The organism is Bosea sp. F3-2, from assembly GCF_008253865.1.
Classification (GTDB): Bacteria; Pseudomonadota; Alphaproteobacteria; order Rhizobiales; family Beijerinckiaceae; genus Allobosea.
On record NZ_CP042331.1, the window covers coordinates 3,360,924 to 3,374,840 of the forward strand.

Genomic DNA, 13,917 nt, shown 5'->3' on the forward strand with positions numbered 1-13,917 from the left:
TCTCGGCCAAGCAGATGCTGCCGATAGAGCTTTACCTGCTCGCGGTCCGATTTACGCAGCCGCCGCCTGCGCCGTGCTCGTCTGAGCCTTGGCGGGCCGCAAGATCTGTAGAGCCGTGGTCCATTTGTGCAGCTCCTGAAGCATGCCCGTGGCGCCTTCCACTGTCTGCTCGTCAGGGAGGAATATGCCGTCGTCGCTGATGTGCTGCGAGACGAAGGGAACCGGGATCGCCTGCGGCAAGGCGTGCACGTTGACGTTGCCGAGCAACTGGCGGAGCACCTGGGAGGATCGCAGGCCGCCCGACACTCCGCCGTAGCTCACCACGCCGGCGGGCTTGTATCCCCATTCGCGCATGATGATCTGGACAGCGTTCAGCAGCGCGGCGGGTGGGAAGTAGTCGTATTCCGGCGTGACAAAGATGTAAGCGTCGGCCGAGTCGACGCTCACGCTCCATCGCTTGGTTGCGTCGTTCACATGTCGCTGAGCTGCTGGATGGGCCGGCTCGTCGAGCAACGGCAGCTTAAATTCGGCAAGGAGACCGATGACCCGACGGGACAGGCTTTCGCCGCTAGTTCTGCGGCATTCTGGTGGACCGAGATTGTGTTGGAGGTCATTGCGTCAGTCGCTTGTGGAGGTATTTCTGCCGGCCCCCCCGACATGACGGCAGTTCAATATATTGTTTTCGGCCTTATGATTTGAAAAATAATATCAAGGCGCACGGATTCATCGCCGTGAACCGGCGCTTCATTCGCCGCGTTTGACCCGCAGCCATTCCCGCTTGAGGATCGCTTGCGCGGCCTGGGTGATGTCGAGGCTGATGACCTCGATGCGGTCCTCGATGTCCAGCTCCGGGGGCGGTACGCGAAGTCGGTCGACCCCCTCCCTCATCAGGGCATTGAGATGCTGGTGGTCGGGCTCCAGCGGGTTGAGCATGAGTTCGATCTTGGACACCGTCCGCAGCAGGTTCTCCACGCGCTTGAACAGCTCCGGATCCCGGGCGATGACGATGCTGGTCGGTTCCTCCACGGTCTGGCGAATCGCCGCCACAGTCAGGAACTGCGAATTGAGGCTCGCCACCAGGTCGCGCATTGTCTCGATCCATTTCTGGCGGTTGAGCGAAAGCACGTCCGCCTTGAACTGGAATTTGGCGATCCGCGTATTGACGAACGGGCCGGCGATCGACGCGATCATCGCGGTGCAGGCTGTGACGAGGGTGATCCACTGTGGATTGATGTCCATGATCTTTGTCCGGGAGTTATGCCTTCACGCATCTGTTCGGTGGGATTTTAGCCGTCCGGCCAATGGAGGAATGCGAAACAGGCGGTGCAGCACGTGCTCGACAGCGCAGTGATGAGCGAAAGCTATCTCGACCTCATACTTGCCTGTCGTCGGGGGTGGTGGGGCCGTTGCTCCCGCCATGGTGAGCGTTGTCCCGCCGCCGAACGGCGGCGTTTCGAAGGATGTCCTCGACCACAGCCGTGCACTCCGCTTCCGTCAGGAAGGACAGGCCGGGCACCAGAACACGCTCGGTCACGTGCGCCAGGCATCGCCGCGCGAACTCCTCCGCCGCGGCACGGCTATCGTCGATCCGAACGTCACAGGCCGTGGCGCGGACGTCGAGATAGGCCGCGATCTTCTCGACGGTTGGGCCCAGGCTGTTCCGCCGGAACTCCTCTCCAAGCTGCGGAAAGCGGCTAAGCGCTCCGATGATCAGGCGCAGGGTGATGAGGGTCGTCGGATTGTTCAAGGTTTCGAGGATCGCGATCCTCAAATGGCGCAAGGCGGACGCTGGGTCAGGGTCCTCCGGATCGATGGAGGGCAGCGCGCCCGCGATCCTTTCCGCTTCCCCGGTGATCAGCGCGCCGAACAGCGCATCCTTGCTGTCGAAATAGCGGTAGATCGAAGCTTTTGAGACGCCAGAGTGAGCGGTGATCTGGTCGATGCTGGTGCCCACAAAGCCGTTACTGAGAAAGACTTGGCGCGCGCCGTCCAGGATCTGGCTTTTCGTGAGCGTGCTTCTGAGATCAAGCTGGCGTTCACCGTCCGGCTGATTGTCGCCGCGCATGGGATTTCGTCCTTTTTGGTAGGCTGTAGGATGTGACCCCGGCCGCATGCAGTAGTTTGCACGCGGCCGGGGCCGTATTGGCATTCAAGACCCGAGGGGGCGTGGCTCCGGTCCTGAACACCAAACAGGTAGCGTGATGGCTTAGGCCAGCTCGGGTGTTGGCTGCGCGGGCTGCGCTTCCGCCTCAGGCTGCGCTTCCGACTCAGGTTGCGAGGGCGCCTTGATGCGGAACCAGGCCACGTAGAGCGCTGGCAGGAACAGGAGGGTCAGCAGCGTGCCGACGATGATGCCGCCCATCATAGCGTAGGCCATAGGTCCCCAGAACACTTCGCGCGAGATCGGGATCAGCGCCAGGCTCGCCGCCGCCGCCGTCAGCAGGATCGGCCGCGTCCGGTGCATGGTGGCCTCGACCACCGCCTGCCACGGGGCCCAGCCCTCCCGCCGCAGATCCTCGATCTGCACGATAAGGATCACCGAGTTGCGGATCAGGATGCCGATCAGCGCCAGCACGCCCAGGATGGCCACGAAGCCCATGGGAGCGCCGCTGGGCAGCATCGCCGCCACCACGCCGATCAGCCCGAGCGGCGCCGCCGCCACCACCAGGAACAACCGCGAGAAGCTCTGCATCTGAACCATCAGGATGGTCGCCATCAGGAACAGCATGAGCGGGACCACGGCCGCGATCGGACCCTGGGACTTGGCGCTCTCCTCCACCGGGCCTGCTACGACCGCCGCGTAACCGGCCGGCAACGCCCGGATAAACTCCTGCACCTTGGGTTCGAGCTGCTGAACGATGGTGGCCGGCTGCGTCTCGCCAACGATGCTGCCCCGGATCGTGACGGTCGGCAGTCGGCTGCGGCGCCAGATCACCGGCTGTTCAAGCTCGTAGCGGAAGGTCGCGACCGCCGCCAGCGGCACGGACTGGCCATTCTTGCCCGGCAACTGCAGGTTCTGCAGCGTCTCGATGGCGCCCCGCTCGGCGGCGCTGGCCCGGCTCACCACGTCGACCAGATAGATCGCGTCGCGCACCTGGGTGATGCTCGTGCCGCCCACCACGCCATTGAGGACGCCGGCGATGTCCTGCGAGGTCACGCCGAGCTGGCGCGCCTTGTCCTGGAGCACGTCGATCTTCACCACCCGGGCGGGCTCGTTCCAGTTGAAACCGATATCGCTGACCCGGGGATGCTCGCCGACGAGAGCGGCGAGCTGCTGCGCCAGCTCCCTCACCTTCTGGGTGTCAGGCCCGCTGAGCCGGTACTGCACCGGCCGGCCGGCCGGCGGCCCGACCGCCAGCAGGTCGACATAGACATCCAGGCCAGCGAACTCCTCCCGGGTCCAGGTCTTGATCTTGGACCTGAGGCGCTCACGAGCGGCGATGCTCTTGGTCACGATGACCATCTGACCGTAATTGGGATTCGCCGGCTGCGGGTCGAAGGAGAGGATGAAGCGCACGGCGCTCTGGCCGACATAGGACGACCAGTGATCGATGTCTTGATCACCGGCGAGCTTGGCCTCGAAGCGGTCCATCTGCGCCTTTGTGTCGGTGATCGAGGCGTTCTGCGCCAGGGTGAAGTCGACGAGGAGTTCGTTGCGGTCCGAGGACGGGAAGAACTGCTGCTCGACGAACCGCATCCCATAGAGCGAGATGGCAAACATCGCGACCGTCACGCCGATGGTCAGCCAGCGCCAGCGCATGGCGCCGACGAGGACGCGCGAGAACATTGTCGCGCCCCTGCTCGGCTTGTCGTGATGCTTCTTCATCGTCTTCGGGAGCAGCGCCACGCCGAGCAGGGGCGCGAACAGCACCGCGACGATCCACGACAGCAGCAGCGAGACCGCGATGACGACGAACAGCGTGAAGGTGTATTCGCCCGCATTGCTGCTGTTGAGGCCGACCGGGATGAAGCTCGCGACGGTGACGAGCGTGCCGGTGAGCATCGGGAAGGCGGTCGAGGTGTAGACGGCGGTCGCCGCCTTGCGCAGCGTGTCGCCGGCCTCGAGCCGCGCCACCATCATCTCAACGGCAATCATCGCATCATCGACCAGCAGTCCAAGCGCGATGATGAGGGCTCCGAGCGAGATCCGCTGGAGAGAGATGCCGGTATACTGCATGACTACGAAGGTCATGGCGAGCACGAGCGGGATGGAAATGGCCACCACCAGGCCGGCCCGCATGCCCAGGCTGATGAAGCTGACCACCAGCACGATCGCCACGGCCTCGAACAGCGCCTTGGTGAAGCCGCCAACAGCCTCCTCGACCACAACGGGCTGATCGGCGACGAGGTGCACGCCGACGCCGATGGGCAACTCGCCGGTGATCTTGTGCATCTGCTCCTTCAGCGCCTCGCCGAACTGAAGCAGGTTGGCGCCGGTCTTCATCCCGATGGCGAGGCCGATCGCCGGCTGACCCTTGAACCGGAACAGCGCCTGCGGCGGGTCGACATGGCCGCGGCTGATGGTGGCGATGTCGCTCAGGCGGAAGAAGCGGTCGTTGACGCGCAGGTTGAGGCTGCGGAGATTTTCCTCCGAGGTGAACTGCCCGGATACCCGGACGCTGATGCGCTCGCGGCCGGCCTCGATGACGCCCGACGGCGTGATCGCGTTCTGCGCCTGGAGCGTCTGGACAACCTCCTGCTGGCTGACGCCGAGGGCCGCCATCTCGCGCGTCGAGAATTCGAGGAAGATCACCTCGTCCTGGGCGCCGATCAGGTTGACCTTACCGATATTCGGTACCGTGAGAACCTTGGCCCGCACGTCCTCGACATAGTCGCGTAGCTGCCTTTGGGTCAGGCCGTCCGCGGTGAAGGCGTAGACATTGCCGAAGACGTCGCCGAAATCGTCGTTGAAGACGGGGCCGACGACACCCTGCGGTAGCTCCCGCCTGATGTCGTTGATCATGTTGCGGACCTTCACCCAGACGCCCGGCACGTCGCGGCTTTTGACCGTGTCCTTCAGGTTGACATAGACGACGCTCTGGCCAGGCGTGGTCTGGCTGCGGGTATAGTCGAGCGAGTCGAGCTCTTCGAGCTTCTTCTCGATGCGGTCACTGACCTGGCGGGCGGTATCCTCGACTGTGGCGCCGGGCCACTGGGCGGCGATCACCATCGTCTTGATGGTGAACGACGGATCCTCCTCACGCCCCAGACTGACATAGGCGAGGATGCCGGCGATGGCCGAGACGATCATGAAGTACCAGACGAGGGAGCGGTGCTCGAGCGCCCAGTCGGACAGGTTGAAGCGGTTTGTCATTGGAATGCCCCGTCTGGGATCTTGATTGTTTGGCCAGGGGTCAGGCTGTTGACGCCGGCAACGACAACGCGCGAGCCGGCGGCAAGCCCGTCGAGGATTCGAACGAATGATCGGTCCCGCGCGGCTATCGTCACGTCCTGGGTCGACACCGACCTGGTGGCCGGATCGACGACCCAGACCAGGGTCTTGCCATCCAGCTCCAGCAGGGCCGTGGCCGGCAGCTCGATGCCCGGGGAAGCCGGCGTCGTGACCGTTGCGGTAATCGTCGTTCCGAGACGGAAGCTCTTCGCCGGGCTGTCGAGGGTGATCCTGACCCGCCGCGTGCGGGTGGCGGGATCTGCTTGCGGGGCGATCTCCCGCACCGATCCGGCAGCGCGGACCGAAGGATCGACTTGCAGGGCGATGTCAAAGCGCGCTTGCGGCTTGAGATCCCGCCCGACGCTCTCGGGCACGTCGACCACCGCCTCGCGGATCTCGGGGCGGGCCACCGAGACGACCGTTTGGCCCGGCTGGACCACCTGCCCGGGCTCCGCCGCAACAGTGGTGACGACGCCGTCGAAATCAGCGTGCAGCTCGGTGTAGCTGAGCTGCTCCTCGGCCTTTTCGAGCTCCGCCGTGGCGCGGGTGATGCCCGCCAACGCAGACTCGTGCACCTGCGTGGCGGCGTCGAACTGCGCCTGGTTGGAGATGTCCTGCGAGAGCAGCTTGCGCTGGCGAGCTTCGGTCGCGGCGGCGTTTTCGAGACGGGCAGAGGCGCTGGCCAAGTCGGCATGAGCCGACCGCACGGCAAGCTCATAAGCGACGGGATCGAGCCTGGCCAGGCGATCCCCCTTCTTGACGGCGTCGCCGACATTGACGTCACGGCTCACGATGCGCCCAAGCACCTGGAAGCCGATGTCGGACTTGTAGCGAGGCTCGACGGTTCCCGCGAAGCCCAGGGTCCGCGCCGTCTGCGGGGTCACAACGACGGAGAGAACGGGCCGGAGAGCTGGCACCTCCGCGTGGTGCTCTTCCTTGCAGCCCGAGAGCAGAGCGGCTGAGCCGAGGACGGTCAGGGATATCAGGATGGGATTCATTGGGCTGTTCCTTTGGCGACCGCGACAACCTGGTTGGGCCGCAAGAACTGCGTCCCGCCGGTCGCGACGATCTCCCCAGGCCGCAGCCCCTCCCGCACAAAAACCTTCCCGGTTTCGTAGCCTTCGATGGTGATCGGCTTCAGCAACACGGCCTTGGTCTGGGGGTCGACAATCCACACGGCCGGTTGGCCGCTTCCGCTGGACAGGGCACTCCACGGCACTGCCACGAGCTTGCGGGGCTCGAGCCGGCCCTCGCCGATGACGGCAGCACCGAGCGTCATTGCTGCCGGCGACTGCGCGAGGCCGACCTTGGCCCTGACGGTCCCCGTCGCCCTGTCCACGGTCGGCGAGACCTCACGCACGGCGCCCGTTGTCGTCACGGCCGGGTCGGACACCAGCGTCAGCGCGATGGCGGGATCGGTGAGCTCGTGGGTGAAGATTGACTCGTTGACATTGAACACAGCATCGCGCGGCCCGTCCTGGGCGATTGAAAACACAGTCTGCGCCGTCTGCACGACCTGCCCCATCTCGGCATTGCGGGCCGTGATGACGCCAGCAACGCCGGCTCGCAGCACGGTGTCGGAAAGATGGTCGCGGGCGGTGCCGAGCCGAGCTCGCGCATCGGCGCGAGAGGCCTGGGCCGTGCGGTAGGCTTCCTCGGCCTGATCGTGTTCGCGCTGGGTCGTGAAACCTCGGGCGAGTAGCGCCTTCTGACGCTCGTAGCTGGAGGTCGCCTGGCGGAGCACAGCCTCGGCGGATGCCACGGCAGCTTCAGCGGCGGTGACCGTCGCCTGCTGCTGCTGCGGATCGAGCCTGGCCAGCACCTGGTCGGCCGTCACGTGGTCGCCGACATTGACCAAGCGCTCGGTGATGCGACCTGCCACCCGGAACGACAGCTCGCTTTCGACCCGGGGGCGAATCTCGCCCGTCAGTCGAATGGCCGGCGCGTAGTCGGCCAGCGCCGCCACCTCGACCTGCACAGCGGTCGGCGGGTTCTCCGGGCCGCTGGTCTGTTCCTGGCAGGCGGTGAGGCCCGTCACGGCAAGCATTGCCGTGCAGCAGGCCGATCTCCGCCATCGACGACTGTATTCCATCACATGCCCCTTTCGCTGGCTGGAAGCCAAAGTTCAGGGGATGGAATAGGCACGTCCTGATATATGGTCCAATATATTGTTAAGGTTCTTTTGATTTGAAAAAAATATCAATTGCACAAGGCGCCGTGGTCAATGCCAGGACGGTCCCGAGTCACGCCGATGGTCTCGGGTCGAGACGTCTCGGCCGGCTTTCGCGTAGACCAGACATGGCAAAGCGGCCGGGATCGATCGACCCCGACCGCCCCCGGATCTGGCGGCGAGCGACTACTGCATGGACCAGCCGTGGCTGACGACGATTGATTGGCCGGTGAGCGCATTCGACGGGAAAGCGGCGAGGAACGTGGCGGTCTCAGCCACATCCGCCACCGTGGTGAACTCGCCGTCGACAGTCTCCTTCAGCATGACCGTCCGGACGACGTCCTCCTCGGAGATGCCGAGTTCGCGTGCCTGCTCCGGTATCTGCTTGTCGACGAGCGGCGTGCGCACGAAGCCGGGGCAGATTACGTTCGAGCGGACACCGTGAGCGCCGCCCTCCCTGGCCACGACCTTGGCAAGGCCGATGAGACCGTGTTTCGCCGTGACATATGGAGCCTTGAGCGGCGAGGCCTCCTTGGAATGCACAGAGCCGATGTAGATGATGCTGCCGCTCTTCTGCCGGTACATCCGCCTCAGGGCGGCACGCGTCGTGAGAAAGGCTCCGTCCAGATGGACGCTCATCAACTTTTTCCACTTGGCGAATTCGAGGTCGACAACGGGCGCGATGGTCTGGATACCGGCATTGCTGATCAGAACATCCACTCGCCCGAAAGCGTCGATCGCGCGCGACATGCCCGCCTCGACCTGCGCTTCGTCAGTGACGTCCATCGCGATGGCGAGCGCCCGCTTAGCGCTCGGATCAATGTCCCGGGCCGTGGCCTCGGCCGCGTCGCGGTCAAGATCGGCGATGACCACCTTGGCGCCCTCGCGGGCAAAGGTGAGCGCAATCTCCTTTCCGATGCCGCTCGCCGCCCCGGTGATTACGGCCACCTTGCCTTCGAGAGGGACGTGACGGCGGAGGTGACGGCTCAGCACGTCACTTTGCGTAAGCGTAGTCATGGGTGTTTTCCTTCAGGGTCTTACGACGCGGCGTTTCCAGATAGTCATGCACGACCGTGCCGAGCCCGAGCGTTAGGTCAGCGACGAGGTGGACTGCCGAGACGACCTCCAGCACGGGCAGCTCCGCGACCGGTGCCAGCGCGTGGGAGGTGAAGTCGAGCGCCGCCGGGCCCGTCCAGGCGCCCTTCAGCGCGACGCTTTCGAGATGGTACTCGACGAGTTCGCAGATGCGCGGCGTGCCATCGACATGAGGAATGATCTTCAGGAGATAGTTGGGCTCCAGCAGTGAGGCGAGGACGGAATCTTGATCCGCTGGCCTATGCTTGTAGCCCATGGTGCCCGTGGCAACGCGCACGGGGCCGTAATCGAGCGTGCCGATCAGCGTATCAATCTCAGTGCGCAACGAGGGGCTGGCGAGTTTCTTTGGAAAGCCCCAGAGTTCGCGTCCAGCGGCGATGGGCGGCTCGTCGTCGAGGAACATGCAATGCGTATAGGCACCCTTGCGCCCGTCGAAACTGACCGGGATAACCTGTCCGGATTCCGTGTAGTCGCCGAAGCCGGTCGAGTCTGGCATCCGGATGAACTCGTATTTCACCAGCGGCCGGCGCTCGTCAATTTTGAGCGGCTCCGGAACAAGGGCCCTGAGCCGGGCCGGATCGGTCCGGTAGGTGATGATCAGATATTCGCGGTTCACGAAGCGGTAGGGGCCTGGCGCGAAGGCCGGGCTCGTCAACGGCATCGAGAAGGCGCGCTCGCGCACCTCGTCCTCTCTCATAGTCTTGTTCTTTCCTATATGCTGAATGCAACTACTCACGCCCGTGCTGGGCGAGATCGAAGGTGCGCAGACCGTCGGGCGTGGCTGGCCGCTCCAGAACCTCGGGATGGCGCAGTGTTCTGGTCGCGTCCTGATATCCGGCGCGCCAATGCTCCCGCATGGTGAGGCGTGAGAACTCGTAGTCCTTGGAGTGCCCCTCATAACCCTGCGCGCGGTAGATCAGGTGCACGAGGTTGTAGACCTTTTGAGCGGCCTCTCCGCCCAGAAGCTTTGCTTCGTCGGTCTCTCGTAGATCTTCGGGCAGTTTCGCCAGGAGTTTGCCCAGCGCCGAGCGCAGGTGTTGGACACGCTTGAATTGATTTGTATTCGCGCGGGTCCGGCTGGAGTACTGGATCTCCTTTTGTCGTGTTGCCACTTCGGCAAGGTTGCGCGGGAGATCTCCTTGCGCACTCCACACGTCCACCTGGAAGGCGAGCGTGTCCTGGCGTGGTCCCTCCTCGACGACCCATTGCAGCGGCGTGTTCGAGATCAGACCGCCATCCCAGTAGAACTCGCCGTCGATCTCGACCGGCGGAAAGCCCGGCGGCAGGGCGCCGCTCGCCATCACATGCTCAGGCCGGATGACATGGGTCCTATTGTCGAAATAGACGAAATTGCCGGTGCGCACATTGACCGCGCCGACGCTGAACCGCATTTCGCCGGAGTTGACGCGCTCAAAATCGACGGTCCGTTCGAGCGTCTCCTTGAGGAGCTTCGTATCGTAGTAGCTGGTTGCCTCCTCAGTGCCCGCTGGTTGCAGCCACGGAATCTGGAGCCGAGGCGCAAAAAATCCGGCGGCACCGCCAAAGAGCGCGAAGGATGCGCTGATCTGATTGAAGACTCCGCGTGCCGCATCGCCCTTCGGCATGAACGAGTCATGGGACAGCGCCCAATCGAGGAGCGGATTGGCGCTGATACCTTCCCAGAAGACCCGGAGTTGTGCGACCCGTTCCTCGGGCGCATTGCCGGCGATGATTGCGGCGTTGATGGCGCCGATCGAGATGCCAGCGACCCAGTCGGGATGCAGCCCGGCATCGGTCAGCGCCTCATAGACGCCCGCCTGATAGGAGCCCAGTGCGCCGCCGCCCTGAAGGAGGAGGGCGATGCAATCGAAAGGCGGCCGAGAAGAGCGTTGCCGCGATGTTACGATTGGCCGATGCAAGCCGGCTGGCGTGCGGGTCATTTTTTGATCTTCCATCATCGTCTCAAGTAAAAATGCCGCAGCCATTGTGAAATCAGGCGCGAGTTCAGCAGGCCGTATGCAGTCGGTACATGTTCCAGCGAGCGATCGACGGTCCACGCGACCGGCCAAGTCGAAAGCGCTGATAGGTCAGCATAAAATCTTGGTCCAATATATTATTGCAGAAGCCACGATTGAAATATGATATCAATCGCTTCTTCCGCTTACGCGGGCGGTGATTGCCGCACCGATTTCGAGAGTATGATTTAGGAATTGCATCAATGGACCTGCGACACCTCCGGTACTTCGTCGCGACGGCCGAAGAGCTGCATTTTGGCCGAGCCGCGGAGCGCCTCCATATCGCGCAGCCGGCCCTGAGCATTCAGATCAAGGCGCTGGAGGAGACGCTGGGGGTCCAACTCCTTAACCGGACAAACCGGGTCGTTACTCTGACGGAGGCTGGGCGGCTGTTCCTCAAGGAGGCCCGCCGCACCCTTGACCAGGCGCAGCATGCTGCGGTCGTGGCCCGCCGGGCGGGGCGCGGCGAGATCGGCCGCATTGAAATTGGCTATTCCGCCGACGTTTCCTATTCTGGAGTGCTGTCCAAAACCCTGCGGGAGTACCGGCGGCACATGCCCGACGTCGAGCTCGGCCTGCAAGAACTGCATCCGAGCACCCAGATCGCCCAGTTGCTGGAAGGCCGAATTCAAATCGGCTTTCTCGCCAGCTTTATCGGAAGCCCTGCCTGGAAGTTGCCGCAGGAACTCGATGCGATCCGCCTGATGGAATGGCCGCTGCGGATCGCGCTTCCGGTGGATCATCCCCTAGCGCAGCGCAGCCGCATTCCGCGGGAGGCGCTCGCCGATGAACCCTTCATCCTCTATGTCGGGTCGGAAGTCGAGCAGGACCGCTCCTTGGTCCAGCTAACGCTCGGGTTTGCACCGCGCGTCGCGCATGAGGCGCGCAGCGGATTTTCTCTTATCAGCCTGGTCGGCGCCGGACTGGGCGTGGCCATCGTGCCATCGTCGGTCAGTTCCATCAGCATCGGCGAGCACGTGGTCTACCGGCCCATCTCGGGCAATACGATCCAGATCGGCACCGAGGTTGTTTTCCGCCGCGACTTCGAGGACCCCGCCGTCGTCAATTTTCTGAAGATGGTCCGGGTCGAGAAGCCGTGATGCGCAGGTCGAGCCATCACTCGGCTCGCGATAAAGTACCGAGCGCAACAGAGATTGCTTGCCTGGCTCTCAGAGATCGCGGCTCAAATAGGCCGTCGGCACGAACCTACTCGGTTCAACCTCGGGCGAATTTGACCACACCGACTCGCCCGTTTGCGTGGAGCGGCCGGCTTCATCAGGATGATAGGGCCGCCGTGTCTATACCTGCGGACTCAAGACGATGGCGCGCCGCGTCAACGACCGCATTGTCGAACCGTCTCGCGTGCCGGAGAACAATCGCTTCGCCGGTCAGCTCAGGCATGCCGCGCTCGATGAGCATGTCGAAGCCCTCCGTGCGCCATTGGCCCAGTCCTTCAACGTTTCGACTTCGCCTACGCGAGCTACTTTTTGTCGGGTTCGGCCCAGCCTCGTTGTCTTACCGCGCTCCTCCGTCAGCACATGCTCGAACGCGTGGATCGTTCGCCAGAGGTCATGTTCGACAGTCCCGGGCGCTTCCTTCGGTAAGATCTCAATGCGCCGGCGGAACGCAGCCTCTTCAACTGCCTTGTTCCCCTGCTTCCTGGCACTGTTGATCCAGCCCTGGAGTCTTTCCACGTCATCGCAGTTTGCGATCAGAGCCAGCATTCTTGCTTCGGGGTTCATCGCATGGCTGGAAAAGCGCGGTTACGTGACCGGCGAAAATCCGTGGAGCCGGCAGCGGTTCGACACCCGCAATGGACAGGGGAGCGCAGCCAAGCGCCCCTTCACGGATGACGAAGTCGCGAGGCTCCTCACTGGGATTGTCGCGCAACCGCTGGCGGACATGTGCCGGGTCGCCGCCCTCACCGGGATGCGGATCAACGAGATTGCCGAACTTCGCGCCGGGGATGTCGGCGACGGCGAGATTGCCGTTCGCAAAGGCAAGACCAAGGCCGCCGTCCGCAGCATCCCGATCCACCCCGACATTTCCGCGATCTTGAAGAGGAGGACGGATGGGAAGCCCGCAACCGCCGATGTCTTCCATGAGATCCCGCCGCAGCGGAGTGCCGAGCGGGGTCGCGCCGCGCCGGTTGGCCAAGCCTTCGTCAAGAGCCGCCGGAACCTTGGGGTGGACGAACGCGCGGAGGGCGTCCGCCAATCGGCCGTCGACTTCCATTCGTTCCGACGGTGGTTCGACCGCAAGGCGCTGGACGCGTTCGCACGCGGCGCGAGGGGCTTTACGCCCTGGACCCTCGCGGAGGTGATGGGCCATTCGCTCAACGACATGCCGCTTCCCATGACCATGGGTCTGTATCCCGGCCCCTCTTCGATGGAGGCAAAGAGGGCGTGCGTCGAGGCGGTCCGGCTGCCGAAGGAGGTTTGCCGCCGGGGCGGCGCGCGTCCGCGGGCCACCGCACGCGCCTCCGCTGCGCCTCCCGTCACGGCCAATGGGCCCCGGGTTCCGAGGGATGGGTCGCCCGCGCCGTCGCGATCGGGACGGGGGGCTCGTCAGGCTCACGAAATCGTTCCCGGGATTCGAGGCCATTGACCCGACGCACATTTCGGCTGCACGAGAGACGCCGCTCCCCCAACGATTCCCCCGGAACGGTTCCCACACGGCCCTGTGCCGGCGTATCCCCCTGATCCGGCTGGGGAACGCCCGACGGGGGTTCGAATCCCGCCCTGTCCGCCAGTCTTTGCCTTGCGCGAGGCCGCCCGCCAACCGATCGCGCGGGCTTCGCGTTCGAACCCTCTGCCATTTGCCGCCGATCGCACGCTAAGGTCCGGCCCTCTGGGAGAGTTTGATCGCGAATCGGTGCGGCATCGCCGCCAGCATGGCGCGGCCTCAAAAGAACTCGTCCAGCAATTATAGAAGGCGAGGCGTTCCGGGTCGGCGTCCCGGCCGTAATGTCGCAGCAATGGTTCGATCCATTCCTCACCCATGACATGTCGGATGTCTCGGACGATGAGCGCCAAATCCTGATGCCGGTCGGCGAGGCCAAGCCTGGCGCAATCGATGAAGCCCGAGAATTGGCCGTTCTGCGCCAGCAGATTGGCGAAGGTTGCGTCCCCTTGGGCAACCACATTCTCCTCACGTGGAGGTCTCAGCCGGAGCAACTCATCGAACAGTTCGGCTGCGCTGCGTCCGAGGCGCTCGTCGTCGAAACTCTCTTCGTCCACGAGACCGGCCTCGACACACGCCCGCGA

The 13,917-nt window shown here is 64.0% G+C and carries 11 protein-coding genes and 1 pseudogene; 2 read left to right on the plus strand and 10 right to left on the minus strand.

The genetic code is table 11. The features are described from left to right. Positions 1 to 51: 51 nt before the first annotated feature. The 9 genes from FQV39_RS15555 to FQV39_RS15595 form a co-directional block, all read right to left on the minus strand. On the minus strand, positions 52 to 558 hold the full coding sequence (locus tag FQV39_RS15555; RefSeq protein ID WP_149131117.1) for an NADPH-dependent FMN reductase: 507 nt from the start codon (positions 556 to 558) through the stop codon (positions 52 to 54). 186 nt (positions 559 to 744) lie between these two features. Next, positions 745 to 1,239 (minus strand): BTB/POZ domain-containing protein, encoded by a 495-nt coding sequence (locus tag FQV39_RS15560; protein ID WP_149131118.1) that lies wholly within the window; start codon positions 1,237 to 1,239, stop codon positions 745 to 747. A gap of 133 nt (positions 1,240 to 1,372) precedes the next feature. Next, complete coding sequence (locus FQV39_RS15565; RefSeq protein ID WP_187639942.1) at positions 1,373 to 2,065, minus strand: TetR/AcrR family transcriptional regulator; 693 nt, start codon at positions 2,063 to 2,065, stop codon at positions 1,373 to 1,375. Positions 2,066 to 2,206: 141 nt separating this feature from the next. Beyond that, entirely contained in the window at positions 2,207 to 5,314 is a 3,108-nt protein-coding gene (locus tag FQV39_RS15570) for an efflux RND transporter permease subunit (RefSeq protein WP_149131120.1), read from the minus strand. After that, a complete protein-coding gene (locus FQV39_RS15575) occupies positions 5,311 to 6,390 on the minus strand; it encodes an efflux RND transporter periplasmic adaptor subunit (RefSeq protein WP_149131121.1) in 1,080 nt (359 codons plus the stop codon). The genes FQV39_RS15570 and FQV39_RS15575 overlap by 4 nt, the downstream gene beginning before the upstream one ends. After that, positions 6,387 to 7,439, minus strand: coding sequence for an efflux RND transporter periplasmic adaptor subunit (locus tag FQV39_RS15580; protein WP_248313025.1), 1,053 nt, complete (start codon positions 7,437 to 7,439; stop codon positions 6,387 to 6,389). The genes FQV39_RS15575 and FQV39_RS15580 overlap by 4 nt, the downstream gene beginning before the upstream one ends. A gap of 309 nt (positions 7,440 to 7,748) precedes the next feature. Continuing rightward, positions 7,749 to 8,579, minus strand: a complete 831-nt coding sequence (locus FQV39_RS15585; protein ID WP_149131122.1) for a 3-hydroxybutyrate dehydrogenase — start codon at positions 8,577 to 8,579, stop codon at positions 7,749 to 7,751. After that, positions 8,557 to 9,354: an acetoacetate decarboxylase gene (locus FQV39_RS15590; protein ID WP_149131123.1), complete on the minus strand. Its 798-nt coding sequence runs from the start codon at positions 9,352 to 9,354 to the stop codon at positions 8,557 to 8,559. Before FQV39_RS15590 ends, FQV39_RS15585 begins: the two co-directional genes overlap by 23 nt. Before the next feature lie 31 nt (positions 9,355 to 9,385). Next, positions 9,386 to 10,576 carry a DUF3734 domain-containing protein gene (locus FQV39_RS15595; RefSeq protein WP_149133869.1) on the minus strand — a complete coding sequence of 397 codons (1,191 nt, stop codon included), beginning with the start codon at positions 10,574 to 10,576 and terminating at the stop codon, positions 9,386 to 9,388. Positions 10,577 to 10,854: 278 nt separating this feature from the next. On the opposite strand from FQV39_RS15595, the gene FQV39_RS15600 reads away from it, so the two are divergent. Further along, a complete protein-coding gene (locus FQV39_RS15600) occupies positions 10,855 to 11,751 on the plus strand; it encodes a LysR substrate-binding domain-containing protein (protein WP_149131124.1) in 897 nt (298 codons plus the stop codon). Between the two features lie 220 nt (positions 11,752 to 11,971). After that, positions 11,972 to 13,258, plus strand: a complete 1,287-nt coding sequence (locus tag FQV39_RS15610) for a tyrosine-type recombinase/integrase (protein ID WP_187639943.1) — start codon at positions 11,972 to 11,974, stop codon at positions 13,256 to 13,258. Between the two features lie 297 nt (positions 13,259 to 13,555). Here FQV39_RS15610 and FQV39_RS34415 read toward each other — a convergent pair. Then, positions 13,556 to 13,914: pseudogene (locus FQV39_RS34415) on the minus strand (phosphotransferase); the annotation flags it as partial. Positions 13,915 to 13,917 lie beyond the last annotated feature (3 nt).